Genomic DNA, 19,088 nt, shown 5'->3' with positions numbered 1-19,088 from the left:
GACGGGCCGAATCCCAGCGTCAGCCGCCGACCGCCGCCGCGTAGCGCTGCGCGAGTACCCGCAGGTGCTCCACCAGCGCCGGTGGCTCGGTGACGCGGAAGTCGAGGCCGAGCATGCCGACGTAGACGGCGACGACCTCCAGGCTGTCGGCGCCGGTGACCAGCACCGACGTCGTCGCGTCGACCGACTCGACCACGCCGACGGTCGGGTTGATCCGCGCGAGCACCTCTTCCGCGGCCGCGAACACGGTGATCCGGGCGTGCACCGCCCACCCCGTGGACGCGACGTCGCGGAGCACGAAGCTCGTGTAGTCGCCGCCCGGCAGCGGCGACGGAGCGAAGCGGCGGTGGGTGGGCATCCGCAGGCCGATCCGGTCCACGCGGAACGTGCGCCAGGTGCCCGAGTCCGGCTCGCGGGCGACGAGGTACCAGTGCCGCACCCAGCTGACGAGCCGGTAGGGCTCGACGAGCAGCGGCGGCGCGCCGTCGTGCTCGGGCTCGGTGCGGTCGACGCGCAGGTACTCGCCGTCGCGGATCGCGCTCGCGATCGCGGTGAGCACCGCCGCGTCCACCACGGGGTCCTCGACGTTGGTGTCGGTGTTGTCCGGGGCGCGGGTGGTGGTGGAGTGGATCGCACCGACCTGGCGGCGGAGCCGGTGGGGGAGCACGTGGTCGAGCTTCTCCAGCGCCCGCGCGCTGCTCTCCTCGATGCCGGCGATCCCGGTGGCGCCGCGCAGCCCGACCGCGATGGCGACGGCCTCGTCGTCGTCGAGCAGCAGCGGCGGCAGCTTCCCGCCCGCCCCCAGCTTGTAGTGCCCGGCGGTGCCACGGACACCGTCGACGGGATAGCCGAGCTCGCGGAGCCGGTCGATGTCCTTGCGGATCGTGCGGTCGCTGACGCCGAGGCGCCCGGCGAGCTCGGGGCCGGTCCAGTGCGGGCGGACCTGCAGCAGGGCCAGCAGCGCGAGTACCCGCGAGGTGGTCTGGTGCACGCGAGAATCGTCGCACGAACCGGAACGAAGTGTTCCTGTTTCGTTCCTACCGTGCTCCCATGACCGAGACGCAGACCATTCGCCCCTTCCGCATCGACATCCCGCAGGCCGACCTCGACGACCTGCTCGACCGGCTCGCCCGCACCCGCCTGCCGCGCCCGGCGCCCGGCGACGGCTGGGACCACGGCGTGCCGAACCACTACCTGAGCGAGACCGTGGAGCACTGGCGGTCCGGTTTCGACTGGCGCGCCCAGGAGGCGCGGATGAACGCCTTCCCGCACCACATCACCGGGATCGACGGCCAGGACGTCCACTTCGTGCACGTGCCGTCGGCCGAGCCGGACGCGACGCCGCTGCTGCTGGTGCACACCTACCCGGGCTCGTTCATCGACTTCCTCGACATGATCGGCCCGCTGACCGACCCCGTCGCCCACGGCGGCCGGGCGGAGGACGCGTTCTCCGTCGTGGTGCCGTCGATCCCCGGGTTCGGGTTCAGCGTGCCGCTCGCCGACGCCGGTTGGACCTCCGCACGCACCGCGCGGGCGTTCGACACCCTCATGCGGCGGCTGGGCTACGCGAGCTACGGCGTGCACGGCAGCGACAAGGGCGCGATCATCGCCCGCGAGCTGGGCCTGCTCGACCCGCCCGGCTTCCTGGGCCTGCACGTGCTGCAGCTGTTCTCCTTCCCGTCCGGGGACCCGGCCGAGTTCGAGGGGCTGACCCCCGCCGACCACGCGGGGCTGGAGCACATGCAGTGGTTCCAGTCGGTGGGCGGGTACAACACGATGAACGCCTCGCGCCCGCAGACCGTGGCCGCCGGGCTCTCCGACTCCCCGGTGGGCCAGCTCGCCTACTCCGAGCTGTTCGAGTCCTTCGGCAACGGCACCAGCCTGCTCACCCGCGACCAGGTGCTCACCCAGGTGACGCTCTACTGGCTCACCAACACCTCGGCGACGGCGGCGCGGTCGTACCTGGAGGACGCGCGGGCCGCGGCGGAGCCCGCGGTGAACGCGGCACCGACCGGGGTGGCCGTGTTCGCCGACGACTTCCGGACGATCCGCAACTTCGCGCAGCGGGACAACAGCGCCATCGTGCAGTGGAGCGAGTTCCCCCGCGGCGGGCACTTCGCGAGCATGGAGGTGCCCGACGACGTGACCGCCGACCTGCGGACGTTCTTCGCCGGTCTCCGTGCGGCCGGGCCGCGGGGCCGGTAGGCAGGCCCGGGGCCTGCGGCGGGCCGCCCGCTCCAGCCGCTCGCGGTGGCGCGGCCAGTACGCGGGGTCGTCCGCCCCCATGTTGTCGTGGTCCGGCCGGTGCCCGGCGGCACCGACAGGACCGGCTGACCTGCCCGGCCTACCGGCCCTACCGGCGCAGCGTGCGCAGGATGCGGGCCAGGTCGGCGCGGTCGGCGTCGCTGAGCCGGCCGAAGAAGCCCTCGGCGTCCGCGCTCCGGGCGGCCCGGACCGCGGCCCCGATCTCCCGGCCCTGGTCGGTGAGGTGCACGAGCGTGGCGCGCCGGTCCTCGGGATCCGGCCCGCGCTCGACCAGGCCACGGGCCTCCAGGTCGTCGACCACCTCGGTGGCCGAGCGGGGGGCGATGCGCAGGTGCTCGGCGAGGTCGCGCAGGCGCATCGTGCCGTGCCGCAGCAGTATCCACAGCGCCCGCGACTGCGACGGCGTGACGGCCCACGGCGCGAGCGCGTCGCGGCTGCGGTGGCGCAGCTCCCGGGTGACGGCCCAGAACGCCTCCGCGAGCGACTCCTCGGGCTCCTCGGGCACGGGAATACCGTACCCGGCCCTCACGTTGCTCCCTCATGATGAGGTAACCTCAGTATATTCCGTCCTGAAGGAGCCCTACTTGGAGCCCGATCCCCAGCACCGGCCGTACAAGCCCGGCCGCACCCCCGTCACCGCCACCGAGAAGAAGCAGGCGCGCGAGGTCTCCCTGCGCCGCATCGGCCGTCTGTTCACCCCCTACCGGAGCTCGGTCGCCGTCGTCGTCGCGATCATCGTCGCGTCCTCGATCGTCGCGCTGGCCTCGCCGTTCCTGCTCCGCGCGGTGATCGATATCGCGCTGCCCCAGCAGAACGTGCCGCTGCTGGCCTGGCTCGCGGCCGGCATGGTCGCGGTCGCCGCGGTCACCGCGGTGCTCGGTGTGGTCCAGACCTGGATCTCGACGAAGATCGGCCAGCAGGTGATGCACCGGCTGCGCACCGACGTGTTCGCGCACCTGCAGCGCCAGTCGATCGCGTTCTTCACCCGCACCCGAACCGGCGAGGTGCAGTCGCGCATCACCAACGACATCGGTGGCATGCAGTCGGTCGTCACCTCCACGGCCACCTCGGTCGCCTCCAACCTCACCACCGCCGTCGCCACCGCGGCCGCCATGGCCGTGCTGTCCTGGCAGCTCTCGCTCATCTCGCTGGTGGTCATGCCGCCCGCGATCTGGCTGACCCGCCGGGTCGCACAGATGCGCCGCGCGATCACCACGCAGCAGCAGCGCGAGCTGGCCGACCTCAACGTCACGGTCGAGGAGGGGCTGTCGATCAGCGGCATCCAGCTCTCCAAGACCATGGGCGCGGGCCCCGCCGTGGTCGACCGCTTCACCGCGTCCTCGGCGCGGCTGATCGACCTGGAGCTGCGCAGCCAGCTCGCCGGGCGCTGGCGGATGGCGTCGATGAACGTGATCTTCGCGGCGATCCCGGCCGTCATCTACCTCGGTGCGGGCCTGCCGATCACGGCTGGGGCGATGACCATCGGGACGCTGATCGCGTTCACCACGCTGCAGGCCGGGCTGTTCCGGCCGCTGATGGGGCTGCTCAACGTGGGCGTCTCCATCGTGGCGTCGCTGGCGCTGTTCGCGCGGATCTTCGAGTACCTCGACCTCACCGTGGACGTCGACGACCCGGCCGACCCCGTCGACGTCGACGTCTCCCGGGTGCGGGGCCACGTCCACTTCGACGACGTCACCTTCACCTACCCCGGCAGCGACGTCGCCGCGGTGGCCGGGGTGAGCCTCGACGTCCCGGCCGGCTCGACGCTCGCGCTGGTCGGTGAGACCGGCTCGGGCAAGAGCACGCTCGCCGCGCTGGCCGCCCGCCTCTACGACCCCGACGCCGGGCGCGTCACCATCGACGGGGTCGACCTGCGCGACATGCGGCTGACCGACCTCGCCGCGATCGTCGGCGTGGTGAGCCAGGAGACCTACCTGCTGCACACCACCGTCCGCGAGAACCTGCGCTACGCCAAGCCCGACGCCACCGACGCCGAGATCGAGGACGCCGCGCGCGCCGCGCAGGTGCACGAGCTGATCGCCGGCCTGCCCGAGGGCTACGACACCGTGGTCGGGTCGCGCGGCCACCGCTTCTCCGGAGGGGAGAAGCAGCGCATCGCCATCGCGCGCACGCTGCTGCGCGATCCCCGCATCCTCGTGCTCGACGAGGCCACCAGTGCCCTGGACACCGAGACCGAGCGGGCCGTGCAGCGCGCCTTCGACGCCCTGTCGCGGGGCCGCACCACGATCACCATCGCCCACCGCCTCTCGACGGTGCGCGACGCCGACCGGATCGCGGTGATCGACCACGGCCGCGTGGTCGAGTCCGGCACGCACGCCGGGCTGGTGGCCGGCAACGGCCGCTACGCCGCGCTGGCCGCCTGACCTTCTGCCTGCGGCGCGGTGCGGCGCGCGGGGCCCCGGGGACGCGCGACGTCGCCGCCGCAGGAACCGGGCCGTCGCCGCAGCGGGGCGGGTCGGACCGGCGGGCCGCGGGCCGGGTCGGACCGGCCTGCGGCGGGGCGGCGTGGGACCGGCCGGCCGATGCCATGATCGACGTCTCGGAACGGGGAACCGCGGCACACACCGTCGCCTGTTCCGGTCCGGCGATCACCGGGCCGCTCCGGGGCGGGGCGGGGCGGGGCGCGGCCGGGGCGCGGCGAGGCCCGGTCCGGCGGTGCGGTGATCGCCACCCCGGAACCCGGGGCGCACCTGCTCGTTCTCGTTCGTCGATCACGGCGACGCCGGGTGCCGAGGTGGGCCGTCCGGGCCCCGGCCGGCCGGCACGTCGTGCCGCGATCCCCGGGACATCACGGAATCGGCGGGTCGGGAGGATCATCCCGCGTTCCTGACCGCAGGGAGTCATCGGGCGTCACCCGTTCGGGTGGCACTCGTTGGATCGACCGTGGGCGAGCACCGGCGCAGGTCATCGGCCGCGCGCCTCGCGGGCGCGGCACTCGGCGGGTTCGTGCTGGTGGCGGCCTGCGGGTGGCTCGTGCAGGCCGCCGTCGAGCCGGTGCCGGCGTCGAGCCCGGTCGCCGCGCCCGCTCGACCGGCGGTCACACCGGTACCCGCGCCCGAGCCCGCACCCACCCTCGAGCCCGCACCCACTCCCGAGCCCGCGGCCGACACCCCCACCGCCGAGGCGGCCGGGCTGCCGGCGAGCACCACCTTCACGACGATCGACGGCGCCCCGCCCGATCCGGACCCGACCGCCGCGACGGACGGCACGGTCGTCCACCCGCTCCGCGCCACCGCGGTGCACGACGCCCCGGGCGGGACGCCGATCGCCACGATGGCCACCGAGCAGTTCGGTGACACCTGGCTCCCGGTGATCGGTGAACGGGACGGCTGGGTGCAGGTGCTGCTGCCGTCGCGGCCGGCCCGGTCGAGCGGCTGGATCCGCGCCGCCGACGTGGAGCGCGCCGTGACGCCCTACGTCATCGAGGTCCACCTCGGCTCGCGCACGATGGAGCTGCGCTCCGGTGGGGCGGCGGTCGGCACCTGGTCGGTCGGGGTGGGCGCCCCGGGCACCCCGACGCCGGTCGGTCGCACGTTCGTGCTGGGCGCCTTCCGCAACGCCGAGCAGGACTACTCGCCGCTGTTCTTCCCGCTGGGGACGCACAGCCCGACGCTCGACAGCTTCGGCGGCGGGCCGGGCACCGTCGCCTTCCACGGCTGGCCCACCGGTGACACGTTCGGAGCGGCCACGAGCAATGGATGCATCCGCGTGCCCGCCGACGCGCTGCGAGCGCTCACCGCGGTGCCGGTCGGCACGCTCGTGCTGATCGACGAGGCGTGAGCTATCGGGCCAGCAGGGTGGCGTAGCGGTCGAGGTCGACGTTGCCGCCGCTGACCAGCACGCCCACGCGCTGCCCGGCGAACTCCGGCGCGAGCCGGCGCAACGCCGCGAAGGCGAGGCAGCCGGTCGGCTCCACCACCATCTTGAGCGTGCTCGCGAACACCCGCATGGCGTCGACGAGCTCGGCGTCGGTGACGGTATGGATGTCGGTGACGCGGCGGCGGATGATCGGGAAGGTCAGCGTGCCCAGGTGCTGGGTCTGCGCGCCGTCGGCGATGGTGTCCGGGGTCGGGATGTGCACGATCTCGCCGCTGCGGAACGAGCGCTGCCCGTCGTCGCCCGCTGCGGGCTCGACCCCGAACAGCCGGCACGTCGGGGCCGCGGCCTCCGCGGCGAGCGCGGACCCGGCGAGCAGCCCGCCTCCGCCGAGGCAGACGAACAGCGCGTCGAGCCCGTCCACGTCCTCGAACAGCTCCAGCGCCGCGGTGCCCTGCCCGGCGATGACGTCGGGATGGTCGTACGGGGGCACGAGGGTGAGACCGTGCTCGGCCGCCAGCGCCGCGCCGATCCGCTCGCGATCCTCGGTGACGCGGTCGTAGCCGACGACCCGGGCGCCGTAGCCGAGGGTGGCGGCGACCTTGCTGCGTGGGGCGTCGTGCGGCATCACGATGGTGGCGGGCATGTCCAGGATCCGGGCGGCGAGCGCCACCGCCTGTGCGTGGTTGCCCGAGGAGTACGCGACGACTCCGGCGCGGCGCTGGGCGTCGGCGAGGCGCGACAGCGCCGTGAACGCGCCGCGGAACTTGAACGCGCCCATCCGCTGCAGGTTCTCGCACTTGAAGAACACACAGGCCCCGGTCTCCCCGTCGACCCGGCGGGAGGTGGCGACCGGGGTGCGGTGGGCGTGGCCGCGCAGTCGCTCGGCGGCCGCGCGGACGTCGGCGGGGGAGGGCAGTGGGTTCACCGGAGAAATTCTCCCGAATCGTGCGTCACCCGATCGGTCACACTGTCGTTGACAGTCCGTGCTGCTCGTGTCGAAGTGCGATCACGCGACGACCCACCGTGGTGGGGTGCCTCGTTCGCGAGTTCCGGGCCGCGATATGTTCGATGGACCGCGCCCGGAAGGGGTAGTCGTTCACTCTTCCGCGAGTCGCTCCCCGTACGCGCTGCCCCGGATGGGTTGGTAATGGCACAACACTCTGCGCCCGTCCGCACGGACCGACCGCGCCCGTCCACGTCCTCGTCGTTCATCCCCTGGGTGATCGGCGGCGTGGTCCTGCTGCTGGTCGTCGTGTTCGGCTTCGTGGGTCTCGGCGGCGGCGGGTCGACCGCCGCGACCGCCGGGTCCGACCAGCCGCCCGCCGTCGACGTCGCGTCGTTGCCGATCGCCGACACCTACGGCGAGCTCACCGGCGCGCCCGTCGACACCGCAACCGACGCGCCCACCGACGGGACGGTCGTGCACCCGCTGCGCGAGACCCCCGTGCACGACGCTCCCGGCGGCACCCCGATCGCGCGGGTCGAGCCGACCCAGTTCGGTGACGTCTGGTTCCCGGTGATCGCGGAGCAGGGCGAATGGGTGCAGGTGCTGCTGCCGTCCAAGCCGGCCGGTTCCACCGGCTGGGTCCGCTCGGCCGACCTCACCTCCGCGGTGACGGACTACCGCATCGAGGTCCACCTGGGTTCGCGGACGCTGGAGCTGATCCGCGACGAGAGGGTCGTCGAGCAGTGGCCGGTGGCCGTCGGCGAGGCGCAGACACCCACCCCGGCCGGGCGGACGTTCCTGCTCGGCGCGTTCAGCGACCCGGACCAGGACTTCTCGCCGGTGATCCTCCCGCTCGGGTCGCACAGCCCGACGCTCGACAACTACGGCGGGGGACCCGGAACCGTGGCCATCCACACGTGGCCCGACGACGACGTGTTCGGCAGCGCGACCAGCGACGGCTGCATCCGCGTTCCCGCCGACGCACTCGAACAGCTCACGGAGGTGCCGCTCGGCACCGTCGTGTTGATCGACCAGGACTGAAGGGGCATCAGCCACGTGAAGAACAAGAAGATCGCCGGCGTCGGGATCGCGGGCACCGTCGCCGCCACCGCCGTGACCGCACTGCTGCTCGGTGCCTCTCCGGCGATGGCCGACGAGAACGGCGGCTACGGTTCCGCCTACGCCATCGGCGCGACCGGCCTGATCCCGATCGAGCCGATGAAGTTCGTGGAGTCCGACGGCGAGCTCGTCCGCGACGAGGTCCTCGCCGTCGGCGAGCGCACCGAGCTCGAGGACGCGGGCATCTTCGTCGGTGTGCTGAACTCCGCCGCCGAGGCGGGCAGGGCCGAGTCGAGCGTCCTGCGCCTCGAACTGCTCGAGCTGCTGCGCGCCGATGTCGTCCGCACGTTCTGCGACGGCGACGAGGGTGGCGTCGAGCTCGTCAACGGCACGCTGCTGGGACAGAAGCTGCCCGACACCCCGCTGCCCGAGACCGAGATCAACGGATCGCCGCTGGCCCGGGTCACCCTCAACGACCAGGTCCGCAACACCGACGGGTCGCTGACGGTCACCGGTCTCGAGCTGACGTTGCTGCCCGGCCGCTCCGACGAGCGCAACGAGCGGCTCACCGCCGCGGACCAGGCCAGCCTGCCCCTGCTGGGTGACCTGCTCGGCGCCGACCTGCCGACCACGCTGGCCACCGAGAACGACGTGGTGGAGCAGCTGGGCCTGAGCCGCGGCGGGGCGCTGCAGACCATCACGATCGGCTCGGCGACCTGCGCCGTCGCCGACAAGGACGTCGACGTCGACAAGGACCTCGACAAGGACGAGGACTCGGACGACGAGCCCGTGGACGAGGACACGACGGACGACGACGACTCCGCCCCGGCCCCGACCGTCGTCGAGGCCTCGCTGCCGGTGACCGGCTGATCCCTCCCACCGGTCCGGGGCTGCGCCCGGAGACGCCCGTGCGGTGCCCCCAGTCGAAGACGGCTGGGGGCACCGCCCGTTCCCGGACGGTCGCCGATCACGGCGGGCGGCCGCTCAGGGGTCGGCGGTGCGGAACCGGTCCAGGATGCGGCGGTCGCGTTTCGTCGGGCGCCCGGCGCCGCGCTCGCGGCGGGCCACCGGGATCAGCGCCTCCGGTGGCGGCGCGGGCGTGTGGTCGACGTAGCAGGTGGCGGCGTCGGCCGCACCGACCCTGCGGTGGATCACCCGGACCACCTCCACCACCCGCGTGACGTCGTGCACCCGGGCCCGCACCCGGTCCCCCGGCTGGACCGGGGTCGCCGGCTTCGCGGGCCGGTCGTTGACCCGCACGTGCCCACCGCGGCACGCGGCCGCCGCGTCGGGACGGGTCTTGGTCAGGCGCACCGCCCACAGCCAGCGGTCCAGTCGGGTCGACTCCACAGCGCCGATGATGCCCGGTCCGCGCGACCGCCGTGGCAACCAACGGCACTTTCGTGCGCTCCGAGTGGACGGGAGGGCCGTTCGTGGCGTCAGGGTCGCCCGGCCCGCATCACGTCCACGACGGCCCGCACCCGCGGGTCGCCGCGCAGCTCCTCCAGCGACACCGGCAGCGGCAACCGCCAGTTCGGGTACTCGTCGACGGTGCCGGGCAGGTTCGGCTGGCGCACCTCCCCGATCACGTCGTACGGCGAGACCAGCGCGAGCCGGGAACGGGTCGCGGCCAGGAACGCGTGCATGGCGACGACCAGCGCCTCGTCGTCCGCCCCCGGCGCCGCGAAGCCCTCGGCCTCCAGCAGCGCCACCAGCTCCGCCCGCTCGGCCGCGGCGCGCCGCTCCTCGACGGCGACGTCGTCGAGCAGGCCCAGCTCGGCGCGCGCCCGCACGTGCTCGCCGCGCAGGAAGCCCATCGCGGTGGGCAGGTCGTGGGTGGAGACGGTGGCCACCGAGTCCGCCGACCACCGTGCCGGGGGCAGCAGCGGCTCGCCGTCGACGTCGAGGTCGCGGGTGAACCACAGCACCGACGAGCCCAGCATGTGCCGCTCCGCCAACCCCTCGGTGACCTCCGGCTCGACGGTGCCCAGGTCCTCGCCGATCACCAGCGCACCCGCGCGGTGCGCCTCCAGCGTGAGCACCGCGAGCATCACCTCGGCGTCGTAGTGGACGTAGGTGCCGCGGTCGGCCGACTCGCCGGGCGGCACCCACCACAGCCGCCACAGCCCGGCGACGTGGTCGATCCGCAGTCCGTCGGCCTGGCGCAGCTGGGCGCGCAGCAGGTCGCGGTAGGCGGCGTAGCCGGTCGCGTCGAGCCGGTCCGGGCGCCACGGCGGCAGCCCCCAGTCCTGGCCCTGCTGGGAGAACGCGTCCGGCGGTGCGCCCACCCGCACACCGAGCGCGAGCATGTCCGCCCAGGCCCAGGCGTCCGCGCCCTCGGGATCGCAGCCGACGGCGAGGTCGTGGACGATCCGGACGCCGTGCGCGCGGGCGGTGTCGCGGGCGGCCGCGAGCTGGGACTGCACCTGCGCCTGCACCCAGGCGTGGAACGCCACGCGCGGCGCCAGCTCGGCGGGCGCCGGTCCCGGCCGGCGCAGGTGCTCGGGCCAGCGGCTCCAGCGCCCGCCGAACCGCTCGGCGAGCGCGCAGAACGTGGCGAAGCCCGCCAGGTCGTCGTCGACCGCGTCCGCCCCGGCCCACCCCGGGCGACCGGATGAGCGCCACAGCAGCTCCAGCGCGGAGCGCTTCGCGGCCCAGGCGCGGTCGTGGTCGATGCGGTCGCCGCCCTCGGGGCGCAGGGCGTCGATCTCCGCGCGGGTCCGGGCGTCGGCGGCGCGGTAGGCGTCCAGGTCGGTGATCCGCAGGGCCAGCGGTGTGCCGAACCGGCGGCTGGAGGGCGTGTACGGCGAGGGCTGCACGGGCGGCACCGGCGTGAACGCGTGCAGCGGGTTGAGCAGCACCGCACCCGCGCCGTGCTCCCGGCCGGTCCAGGCGGTGAACTCCCGCAGGTCGCCGAGATCCCCGATGCCCCACGAGCTCCGCGAGTGCAGCGCGTAGAGCTGCAGCATCCAGCCCCACGACCGCTCCGGATCGGGCAGCGACGGCGGTGCGACCACCACCGTGACCTCGCGGCCGGCGGTCTCCAGGACGTACCAGCCCGGCTCCAGCCCCGCGGGGATCTCGGTGACGGCCCGGCGGCGGCCGTGCTCGTCGACCAGCACGCCGGGGCCGGGCAGCGCCCGGGCCCGGTCGGTGCGGGTCGCGACGGTGCCCGGCAGCACCCCGGAGGCCGTCCGGTCCCGCGCCGCGGCGAGCGCGGCACGGCGCGCCTGCGGGGTGCTCGCGTCCACGTCGAGCAGGCCCAGCACCCGCACCACCACGTCCTCGTCGACGGTCACCGGGCGCCGGTCCCCGTCGCGGTACCCGGTCGCGACGCCGTGTGCGGCGGCCAGCTCGCCCAGTTCGTCGTCCACGCTTCCCCCGTTCCCGACACCCCGCGCCATATCACGGTGTGTGATCGAGAGAATGCTAGGTTCAGTGGCACGGGCCGCTCCGGTCCGGTGCTCCGCGACATGCCGCGCGGGCGTGGATTCTCTTCTCGGCGGGGACACCGATGACCGTGCTTCCGATGGTGCTGATCGTCGTCGGCGTCCTGCTGCTGCTGGCGCTGGCCGCGGGGCTGTGGTGGCAGCGCCGCCGGTCCGCCGTGCCGGCCGGCCCGCGCACCGTCGCCGACCTGGTCAGCAAGCGGGCGGCGGAGGGCGCGTTCGCGGCCGGCCCGCCCGCTTTCGCCTCGGCCCCGACGCCCGGCGCCGAGATCGACGAGATCGACGAGATCTCCCGGATCGAGCCCGCCGACCTGGAGCCCGCCGATCTGGAGCCCGCCGATCTCGAGCCTGCCGAGATCGAGCCCGCCGATCCGGAGCCCGCCGATCCGGAGCCTGCCGAGATCGAGCCCACCGACGTCGCGCCTGCCGGGGAGGGACCGACCGTGGCGGAGCCCGCCGAGTCCGCCGCCGTGGCGGACGAGGGGGCCGCGGGCGGTGCGCCGGACGAGGTGGCACCGCCCGACCCGGACGTGGCCGAACCGGCGGCCGCGGATGCACCCGAGAACCCGGCGCCGGGCCCGCTGGGCGGGGAGGCGCCGTGGCGTCGCGCCACGCACATGTCGACCGCGGCCGAGGAGCGGGAGCCCGTGGCGGACCCCGAGCAGGCCGCCGAGTCGGGTCGCATCCCTGCACTCGCGCTGCTGCGCGGGCCGATCACCGCCGGCCCTCGCGACCCCGCCCTGGATCCGCCCTTCGCCGACGGTGACCCACCCCGCGGCCGCGTCGCCGACCCGCCGGCCTCCCCGCCGTCGCGGCCGGACCCGGATCCGGCCGTCGAGGACCGGCCGCACTGGAGCACGCCCGGCCGAGGGGTGGCCGGGACCGAGACCGACTTCGGGTCCCCGGGAGCGGTCGTCGCGGTCCTGCCGTTCCCGGTGGCCGATCCCGACATCATGTTCGACACGCCCCCCGCGCCGGTCCGGGCGGTCCACGGCGCCGGGCCGGTCGCCGAGCCCGTTGTGGCCGAGCCCGTTGTGGCCGAGCCGGTCGGTACTGAGCCCGATGACGCCGAGCCCGATGACGCCGAGCCGGCCGGTGCCGAGCAGGCCTCCGCGCAGCCGCTCGCCGCCGAGCCGGGTGAAGCGGAGTCATGGTCCGACCCCGCCCGGCCGCGTCGCGACCCGGCCCGGCTCGCTGCGGAGCAGGCCGCCGCGGACCTGGCGCTGCTGCGCACATTCGGCTCGGCGGATCTCGGGTCGCGCCCCGACCGGGCGCCGGTGGTCGCACTCGAGGGGTGCCGCAGGCCCGGGCCGGGGCCGGGGCCGGGGGCTGGGGCTGGGGCTGCACAGCCCGTCCGGTTCCGGACCGTGCGCCGCGACGGTGCCGCGATCCCGGACGTCGCCGTGGCCCTGCTCGACGACCGGGGGTACGAGACGTCCACCGGCCGTTCCGGTGTCGGCGGGAGCGGGGAGCTGCGCGCCCCCCACCCGGGCAGCTACGTCCTCGTGGCCACCGCCCCCGACCACCTGCCGGGTGCCGTCGCGCTCACCGTCGCGGAGGTCCCGGTCGACGCCGACGTGCTGCTGGTGCGCTCGGCGTCGCTGGTCGGCACGGTCACCGGCGAGGACGGCCCCATCGCCGGAGCTCGGGTCACCCTCGTCCAGGACGGGGAGGTGGTCGACTCCACCGAGTCCGGCGCGGACGGCGGGTACACCGTCGCCGACATGGCGGCAGGGGAGTACGCACTGTCCGTGGCGGCGGCGGGCTGCGAGCCGCACGTGACGCTGGTGGTGGTTCCCGAGGAGGCCGAGCTGGTGCACGACGTGGACCTCGCCCCGGCCGGTGTCGGCGCCGGATAGATTGACCGGCGTGGCGGACTCGGATGTGCGGATCGACGGGCGACTGACCGGCGCCCGGGGCGTCGAGCTGTTCTGGCAGGGCTGGCTCCCGGCGGGCGACCCGGCCGGGGTGCTGCTCCTGTGCCACGGCCTCGGCGAGCACTCCGGACGCTACGGCCACGTCGTCGACGCGCTGGCGCCCGACGGGTGGGCGGTCTACGGGCTGGACCACCGGGGTCACGGCCGCTCCGGCGGTCGCCGTGCCCATCTCGACCACTACGCCGACTGGCTCGACGACTTCGACGCCTTCCGGCGGCTCGTCGTGGCCCGGCATCCGGGACTGCCCGTGTTCCTGCTCGGCCACAGCATGGGCGGGCAGATCGCGCTGGCCTACGCCCTCGACCACGGCGCGGACCTGCGCGGGCTGGTCCTCTCGGCACCCGCGCTGGCCAGCAACGCCGTGCCGAAGGCGGCCGTGCCGGTGCTGCGCGGGCTCGCCCGCCTCGCGCCCACGCTGCGCCCGGCGGGCATCGACGCCACGAAGATCAGCAAGGATCCGGCCGTGGTCGCGGCGTACCAGGCCGATCCGCTCGTGCACCGGGGCAACCCGACGCTGGGCCTGTCGTCGGCGCTGTTCGCCCAGTTCGACGTGCTGCCCGAGCGGGCGCGCGAGTTGCGGCTGCCGCTGCTGTTGCAGCACGGCACCCTCGACGTCCTCACCGATCCGGCAGGCACCCGACGGCTGGAGGCCACCAGCGGCTCCCCGGACCAGACCGTGCACTGGTACGAGGGGCTGTGGCACGAGATCTACAACGAGCCCGAGCGCGGCGCCCCGCTCGCCGACCTGCGCGAGTGGCTGGCCACGCACCGATAGGCCTATCGGGGAACCTCGATCGCCGCGCCCATGTCGAAGGACACCCGGTCCGCGGTGACGGTGGCGAGCGGGCGGCGGGGCAGGCGCAGCGCCCGCAGCTCGTCGGCCATCGGGTGCCCCCGCCCCAGCTCCACGTGCGCGCCGCCGCCGACCCGCAACCGCAGCCCGCCGACCCGGGCCCGCACCGGCGAGGCGAGCACGCCGCCGCCGTGCGGGGCGAGCGCGGTGATCGCGCCGGGCACGGTGAACGGCAACCGCGGTGGCAGCGCTCGCATCGTGGCCGTGAGCACGTGCCGTCCGGTGTCGTCGGCGAGTCGGCAGGAGGCGTGGCCACCGTCGATGGTGAGGTCGACGCGCGCCGGCCACTTGGGCAGCCCCCACAGCGCGCGCCCGGCCTCCATCGTGAAGCTCTGCGTCACCGGGAGCTGGTGCACGTAGGGCCCGGTGACGCCGCGGTGCCGCACGAGGAACGCGACGCCGGCCTCGTCGTAGTCGCCCAGCTCGTTGACCCGGTAGTCGACCAGCACCAGCAACAGCGGCGTGCGTCCGGCGACCGACACGAGCTCCAGCCCGGTGCCGGCCACCAGCGGGCGCGCGAGCGCGGTGCGCACGAGGTAGGCGGCGCACGCCGCCGACGCCGCGCTGATCCGGACCGGGAACCCGAGACGCCGGCCCTGGACCTCCCAGCTGCCGTCGTCGAGCATCGTCGCCATGCCGGACATCCTCCCGGTTCGTGGGAGGGTGTGGGGGCAACGGGTGCGGACGTGCTCGGGTGTGGTCAGGCCCCTCGCCCCGGTCCCCGGCGAGATCCGGGCAGCCGCCGGGCCGACCACGTCGACCGGTGTCGGTGCACGAGCCGGCCGCCCCGTCCGCTCCCGCACGACCACTGGAGTACCCCGTGCTGCAGCACGCTCCTCGCGCCGTCCCGATCTCGCTCGGGCTCACCGACCTCGTCGCCCTCACCCGACGCGTCGCCATGGACGTCCGGGCCGGCGCCCACCCGGTGGTGATCGACCCGGAACGGCGCTGGTACCAGCGGATCCAGGGCGACGACTACGTCGACGTGTGGCTGATCAGCTGGGCCACCGAGCAGCACGCCGAGATGCACGACCACGCGGGCTCGCTGGGGGCGCTCACGGTCGTCTCCGGCACGCTGGCCGAGACCCGGTGGACGGCGAGCGGGCCGGCGTCGCGGCGGCTGCGGACCGGGCGCAGCGTCGGCTTCGGGCTGGGCCACGTGCACGACGTCGCCAACCCGTCGCCGACGCCCGCGGTGAGCGTGCACGCCTACTCGCCGCCGCTCACCGCGATGTCGTACTACGCCCCCGACCCGGACGGCGCGCGGCTCCGGTTGCACCGCACCCGTAGCGTCCTCGTCGAGGCTGGCACCTCGGAGGGGATCGGATGACGGTCGACGAGATGCTGGCCGCCGCCCGGGCCCGCCTCGACCGCCCGGACCCGCGCCGGGCGGCCACGATGGTTGCCGAGGGGGCGATCCTCGTCGACACCCGCCCCGGCTGGCAGCGCGCGCAGGAGGGTGAGCTCCCGGGGGCGCTGGTGATCGAGCGCAACCACGTCGAGTGGCGCTGCGACCCGACCTCCGCCGCCCGCGTCCCGCAGGCCGTCGACCACGACGTCACCTGGATCCTGGTCTGCTCCGAGGGCTACAGCTCCAGCCTGGCGGCGGCGTCGCTGCAGGAGCTCGGGCTGCGCAATGCCACCGACCTCGACGGCGGCTACCGGGCGTGGTGGGAGGAGTTCGGCGATCGCTAGGCGAAGGCGCCGATGCCGGTGATGTCGCGGCCCACGATGAGGGTCTGCATCGTCTCGGTGCCCTCGAAGGTGTGGATGGCCTCGATGTCGGCCCAGTGCCGCACCACGTGGTGCTCCAGCAGGATCCCGTTGCCGCCCAGCAGGTCCCGGGCCTCGGAGAGGACCTTGCGGGCCGTGCGGGTGTTGTGCATCTTGGCCAGCCCGGCGACGGTCGGGGACAGCCGCCCGGCGTCGGCGAGGCGGCCGAGCTGCATGCAGTAGAGCTGCATCGACGTCAGGTCGGCGAGCATGTGCACGAGCCGCTGCTGCACGATCTGGAACGACGCCAGCGGCTTGCCGAACTGCTCGCGCGCCATCGCGTAGCGCATCGCGGCGTCGTAGCCGGCGGTCGCGTGACCCAGCGCCATCCACGCGCAGATGCCGCGGGTGTTGGCCAGCACCTTCGCGCAGTCCTTGAACGTGCGGGCGTTCTCCAGCCGGTTCTCGTCCGGGACCCGCACGCCCGTCAGCTCGATGTCGGCCTGCCACACCGACCGCAGCGACATCTTGCCGGTGATCACCGATGCCTCGTAGCCCTCCGCCGGGGTCTCGACGACGAATCCCGTGACGTCGCCGGAGCCGGTGTCACGCGCCCACACGACGACGAGGTCGGCGATGGTGCCGTTGCCGATCCAACGCTTGCGGCCGTCGATGATCCAGTGGTCGCCGTCCTTGCGTGCGGTGGTCTCGAGCGCGATCGAGTCGGAGCCGTGGTCGGGCTCGGTGAGCGCGAACGCGCCGATCCTGTCCAGCGCAGACATCGCCGGCAGCCAGCGCTGCTTCTGCTCCTCCGACCCGCACATCGCGATCGACTGCATCGCCAGCCCCGCGTGCACGCCCAGGAACGTGCCCAGCGACCCGTCGCCGCGGTGCAGCTCCATGTGCACCAGACCGCACGCCATCGGGCTCATGCCCGCCGCGCCGTACCCCTGGATGTCCTCGCCGACGATCTTGAGCTCGGGCAGCCGTCGGAACAGGTGCCACGGCAGCTCGGCCTTCTCCCAGTAGTCGCCGATGTCGGGCAGCACCTCGTCGTCCACGAACTTGCGGACGGCGATGAACCGGTCCCACTGCTCGCCGGTGAACTGGTCGCGGACGGAGAAGAAGTCGGTGCCCAGTGCCTCACCGAGATGCGCGTATTCGGCCATCGGGCGATCGTGGCACGGCCCGCGCCGGGCAGCAGCACCTGGGATCCGATCGCCCGCCCCGCACTTCGGAGCCACAACGCCGTACCGAGGGCCTCGGGAACAGCACTGTGGCTCCGAAGTGCTGTCAGATGAGGGTGTGGGCGATGTCGTCGGCGTGGGCGTGCAGCCACGCGCTCGTGCGGGCCGCTCGCGATCGTGCCTGCGCCGTCCAGTACTCGGCGAAACCGGGGATCCCGCGGCGGGCGCCGTCGCCCACCAGTTCGGTCATCCACTCGTGGTGGCCGACCACGGCGGCGGGCAGGAGGGTCCGGCCGGCGTCGTCGAGGCCGTACGCGTCCGCGAGGACCCGCAGGCGGGTCAGCTCGCGGTTCCGGCGCCGGTCGGTGGTGTCGGTCGGGTCGCGCAGCGGGGCCCAGAGCCGGGCGGCGCCCGCGACGTCCCACACGGGGTGGCCGGGCGCGGCGAGGTCGAAGTCGATCAGGGCCACTGCCCGGCCGTCGCGGAACACGACGTTGTCGAGGTTCGGGTCGTTGTGGGTGATCCCCCCGTCCGCGAAGGGCTCCGGTGCCGACGCCGACCACGCGTGCGGCCGGGGGTCGAATCCGGTCACCGCGTCGTGGAAGCGCCGCAGCAGGTGTCCGACGCTGCGCAGCGCGGCGTCGGTGAGGCCCCAGCCCGGGGCGGGAGCCGTCACCGCCTGACCGGGGACGTAGCTGAGGATCTCGCGGCCGTCGTCGTCGATGCCGAGCACGCGGGGCGCGCCGTCGAAGCCGACGTCCTCCAGGTGGCGCAGCAGCGCGTGCACGGCGGGGGTGGTGCGGCGCAGCGGGCGGCGCACGGTGTCGCCGACGCGGTGCACGCGGCCCCGGTTGGCGGTGCCGCCCAGCAGGGGGACCTCAATGGCCATCGGCGGCCTCGATCAGCGCGTTGGCCAGCGTGGAGTGCGTGACCAGGCTGTTCACCAGCCCGCCCCGCACCGCCGCGAGCACGGCATGGGTCTTCGCGAGGCCGTACACGATGCCGATCACCTCGGGAACGGCCTCCATCTGCCGGTGCGTGATGCCGATCATGCGCTCGGTCAGCGCGGCCGGCACCGCCACACCGTGCGCGTCGACGAGCACGCCGGAGACGTCGGCGCAGACGCCCATCCGGGCGAGCTCGGCGCGCTCGGCCTCGCCGGTGGCGTCGTAGAGCGTGGACTGCTCCGGTTCCCACGCCCCCACCCCGGCAACGGCCACCGTCACCGAGCTGATCAGCGAGAACGCCCGGGCGACCTCCGGCTGCTGGCGCAACACGCGGGCGGTGGCGGCGTCGGGCACGGCCATGGGGGCGTAGAAGAAGTACGCGGGCCCACCGGAGACCCGGGCGACCTCGCGGACGAGCTCGATGGAGCTGTCGTCGACGCCGGGGCGGGCGAGCGCGCCGGTGAGCTGCACGACCGGCACCGGCGCGAGCCCGGTGAGCGCCGTGGCCATCGCGCTCACCGAGCGGGCCCAGGACAGGCCGAGCACGTCGCCGTCGGTGACGACCTCGCTCAGCAGCGCCGCCGCGGCCGTGCCCAGGTGCTCGCGCAGCGCGGCGGGGTGCTCGTCCGGGGTGTCGGTGACGACGCAGTGCGTGAGCCCCAGGGTGCGCATGAGCCGTCCGGACAGCTCGACGTCGACGGTGCCGGGGTAGCCGATCTCGATGCGCACGATCCCGCTGGAGCGGGCGTCCTCCAGCAGCCGGGCGACCTTGAACCGGCTCAGCGCGAACTCCTCGGCGATCTCGACCTTCGAGCGGCCGTCGAGGTAGTAGCGACGCGCGACGGACGCGGTGAGGACGAGCTGCGCGGGCCCCTTGGTCATCGACAACTCC

18 protein-coding genes are annotated in these 19,088 nt (G+C 74.4%); 9 read left to right on the top strand and 9 right to left on the bottom strand.

Features of this window, described 5'->3' with window-relative positions; genetic code table 11:
* Positions 1 to 19: 19 nt before the first annotated feature.
* Positions 20 to 991, bottom strand: a complete 972-nt coding sequence (locus tag Q1K26_RS02360; protein WP_300007447.1) for a WYL domain-containing protein — start codon at positions 989 to 991, stop codon at positions 20 to 22.
* A gap of 59 nt (positions 992 to 1,050) precedes the next feature.
* Here Q1K26_RS02360 and Q1K26_RS02355 point away from each other — a divergent pair, with 59 nt between their 5' ends.
* Entirely contained in the window at positions 1,051 to 2,205 is a 1,155-nt protein-coding gene (locus Q1K26_RS02355; protein ID WP_300007446.1) for an epoxide hydrolase family protein, read from the top strand.
* Between the two features lie 148 nt (positions 2,206 to 2,353).
* Here Q1K26_RS02355 and Q1K26_RS02350 read toward each other — a convergent pair whose 3' ends face one another.
* Positions 2,354 to 2,770, bottom strand: a complete 417-nt coding sequence (locus tag Q1K26_RS02350; RefSeq protein WP_300007445.1) for a MarR family transcriptional regulator — start codon at positions 2,768 to 2,770, stop codon at positions 2,354 to 2,356.
* 79 nt (positions 2,771 to 2,849) lie between these two features.
* Here Q1K26_RS02350 and Q1K26_RS02345 point away from each other — a divergent pair, with 79 nt between their 5' ends.
* A complete protein-coding gene (locus Q1K26_RS02345) occupies positions 2,850 to 4,649 on the top strand; it encodes an ABC transporter ATP-binding protein (protein WP_300007443.1) in 1,800 nt (599 codons plus the stop codon).
* A gap of 520 nt (positions 4,650 to 5,169) precedes the next feature.
* Positions 5,170 to 6,066 (top strand): L,D-transpeptidase family protein, encoded by an 897-nt coding sequence (locus Q1K26_RS02340; protein ID WP_300007442.1) that lies wholly within the window; start codon positions 5,170 to 5,172, stop codon positions 6,064 to 6,066.
* A gap of 1 nt (position 6,067) precedes the next feature.
* Here Q1K26_RS02340 and Q1K26_RS02335 read toward each other — a convergent pair whose 3' ends face one another.
* Positions 6,068 to 7,021 (bottom strand): threo-3-hydroxy-L-aspartate ammonia-lyase, encoded by a 954-nt coding sequence (locus Q1K26_RS02335; protein ID WP_300007457.1) that lies wholly within the window; start codon positions 7,019 to 7,021, stop codon positions 6,068 to 6,070.
* A gap of 303 nt (positions 7,022 to 7,324) precedes the next feature.
* Between Q1K26_RS02335 and Q1K26_RS02330 the strand changes: the two genes are divergently transcribed.
* Positions 7,325 to 8,092, top strand: coding sequence for a L,D-transpeptidase (locus tag Q1K26_RS02330; protein ID WP_300007441.1), 768 nt, complete (start codon positions 7,325 to 7,327; stop codon positions 8,090 to 8,092).
* A 15-nt stretch (positions 8,093 to 8,107) separates the two neighbouring features.
* Positions 8,108 to 8,980: a choice-of-anchor P family protein gene (locus Q1K26_RS02325; protein WP_300007440.1), complete on the top strand. Its 873-nt coding sequence runs from the start codon at positions 8,108 to 8,110 to the stop codon at positions 8,978 to 8,980.
* 114 nt (positions 8,981 to 9,094) lie between these two features.
* Here Q1K26_RS02325 and Q1K26_RS02320 read toward each other — a convergent pair whose 3' ends face one another.
* On the bottom strand, positions 9,095 to 9,460 hold the full coding sequence (locus tag Q1K26_RS02320; protein WP_300007439.1) for a S4 domain-containing protein: 366 nt from the start codon (positions 9,458 to 9,460) through the stop codon (positions 9,095 to 9,097).
* Positions 9,461 to 9,549: 89 nt separating this feature from the next.
* Positions 9,550 to 11,484: a 4-alpha-glucanotransferase gene (gene malQ / locus Q1K26_RS02315; protein ID WP_300007438.1), complete on the bottom strand. Its 1,935-nt coding sequence runs from the start codon at positions 11,482 to 11,484 to the stop codon at positions 9,550 to 9,552.
* A gap of 140 nt (positions 11,485 to 11,624) precedes the next feature.
* On the opposite strand from malQ, the gene Q1K26_RS02310 reads away from it, so the two are divergent.
* On the top strand, positions 11,625 to 13,418 hold the full coding sequence (locus Q1K26_RS02310) for a carboxypeptidase regulatory-like domain-containing protein (RefSeq protein ID WP_300007437.1): 1,794 nt from the start codon (positions 11,625 to 11,627) through the stop codon (positions 13,416 to 13,418).
* A 10-nt stretch (positions 13,419 to 13,428) separates the two neighbouring features.
* Positions 13,429 to 14,271, top strand: a complete 843-nt coding sequence (locus tag Q1K26_RS02305; RefSeq protein ID WP_300007436.1) for an alpha/beta hydrolase — start codon at positions 13,429 to 13,431, stop codon at positions 14,269 to 14,271.
* A 2-nt stretch (positions 14,272 to 14,273) separates the two neighbouring features.
* On the opposite strand, the gene Q1K26_RS02300 is transcribed toward Q1K26_RS02305, so the two are convergent.
* Positions 14,274 to 14,984, bottom strand: a complete 711-nt coding sequence (locus tag Q1K26_RS02300) for an acetoacetate decarboxylase family protein (protein ID WP_300007435.1) — start codon at positions 14,982 to 14,984, stop codon at positions 14,274 to 14,276.
* A gap of 185 nt (positions 14,985 to 15,169) precedes the next feature.
* On the opposite strand from Q1K26_RS02300, the gene Q1K26_RS02295 reads away from it, so the two are divergent.
* On the top strand, positions 15,170 to 15,679 hold the full coding sequence (locus Q1K26_RS02295; protein ID WP_300007434.1) for a cysteine dioxygenase family protein: 510 nt from the start codon (positions 15,170 to 15,172) through the stop codon (positions 15,677 to 15,679).
* Positions 15,676 to 16,044, top strand: a complete 369-nt coding sequence (locus Q1K26_RS02290; RefSeq protein ID WP_300007433.1) for a rhodanese-like domain-containing protein — start codon at positions 15,676 to 15,678, stop codon at positions 16,042 to 16,044. Before Q1K26_RS02295 ends, Q1K26_RS02290 begins: the two co-directional genes overlap by 4 nt.
* On the opposite strand, the gene Q1K26_RS02285 is transcribed toward Q1K26_RS02290, so the two are convergent.
* From Q1K26_RS02285 to Q1K26_RS02275, 3 genes are all read right to left on the bottom strand, one after another.
* On the bottom strand, positions 16,041 to 17,231 hold the full coding sequence (locus Q1K26_RS02285) for an acyl-CoA dehydrogenase family protein (RefSeq protein ID WP_300007432.1): 1,191 nt from the start codon (positions 17,229 to 17,231) through the stop codon (positions 16,041 to 16,043). The genes Q1K26_RS02290 and Q1K26_RS02285 overlap by 4 nt on opposite strands.
* Positions 17,232 to 17,355: 124 nt before the next feature.
* Positions 17,356 to 18,138, bottom strand: coding sequence for a phosphotransferase (locus Q1K26_RS02280; protein ID WP_300007431.1), 783 nt, complete (start codon positions 18,136 to 18,138; stop codon positions 17,356 to 17,358).
* Entirely contained in the window at positions 18,128 to 19,078 is a 951-nt protein-coding gene (locus Q1K26_RS02275) for a sugar-binding domain-containing protein (RefSeq protein WP_300007430.1), read from the bottom strand. Before Q1K26_RS02275 ends, Q1K26_RS02280 begins: the two co-directional genes overlap by 11 nt.
* Between the last annotated feature and the right edge of the window lie 10 nt (positions 19,079 to 19,088).

It is taken from the genome of Pseudonocardia sp. (assembly GCF_029263155.1).
Lineage (GTDB): Bacteria > Actinomycetota > Actinomycetes > Mycobacteriales > Pseudonocardiaceae > Pseudonocardia.
The sequence above is the reverse complement of the archived record's forward strand: the minus strand, read 5'-3'. Positions and strand labels throughout refer to the sequence as shown.

What these genes read in the sequence shown, in the direction of transcription:
- Q1K26_RS02280 (WP_300007431.1), bottom strand. Translation starts at nt 18,138, where the DNA reads ATGGCCATTGAGGTCCCCCTGCTGGGCGGCACCGCCAACCGGGGCCGC.
- Q1K26_RS02275 (WP_300007430.1), bottom strand. Translation starts at nt 19,078, where the DNA reads ATGACCAAGGGGCCCGCGCAGCTCGTCCTCACCGCGTCCGTCGCGCGT.
- Q1K26_RS02290 (WP_300007433.1), top strand. Translation starts at nt 15,676, where the DNA reads ATGACGGTCGACGAGATGCTGGCCGCCGCCCGGGCCCGCCTCGACCGC.
- Q1K26_RS02310 (WP_300007437.1), top strand. Translation starts at nt 11,625, where the DNA reads ATGACCGTGCTTCCGATGGTGCTGATCGTCGTCGGCGTCCTGCTGCTG.
- Q1K26_RS02300 (WP_300007435.1), bottom strand. Translation starts at nt 14,984, where the DNA reads ATGGCGACGATGCTCGACGACGGCAGCTGGGAGGTCCAGGGCCGGCGT.
- Q1K26_RS02355 (WP_300007446.1), top strand. Translation starts at nt 1,051, where the DNA reads ATGACCGAGACGCAGACCATTCGCCCCTTCCGCATCGACATCCCGCAG.
- Q1K26_RS02285 (WP_300007432.1), bottom strand. Translation starts at nt 17,231, where the DNA reads ATGGCCGAATACGCGCATCTCGGTGAGGCACTGGGCACCGACTTCTTC.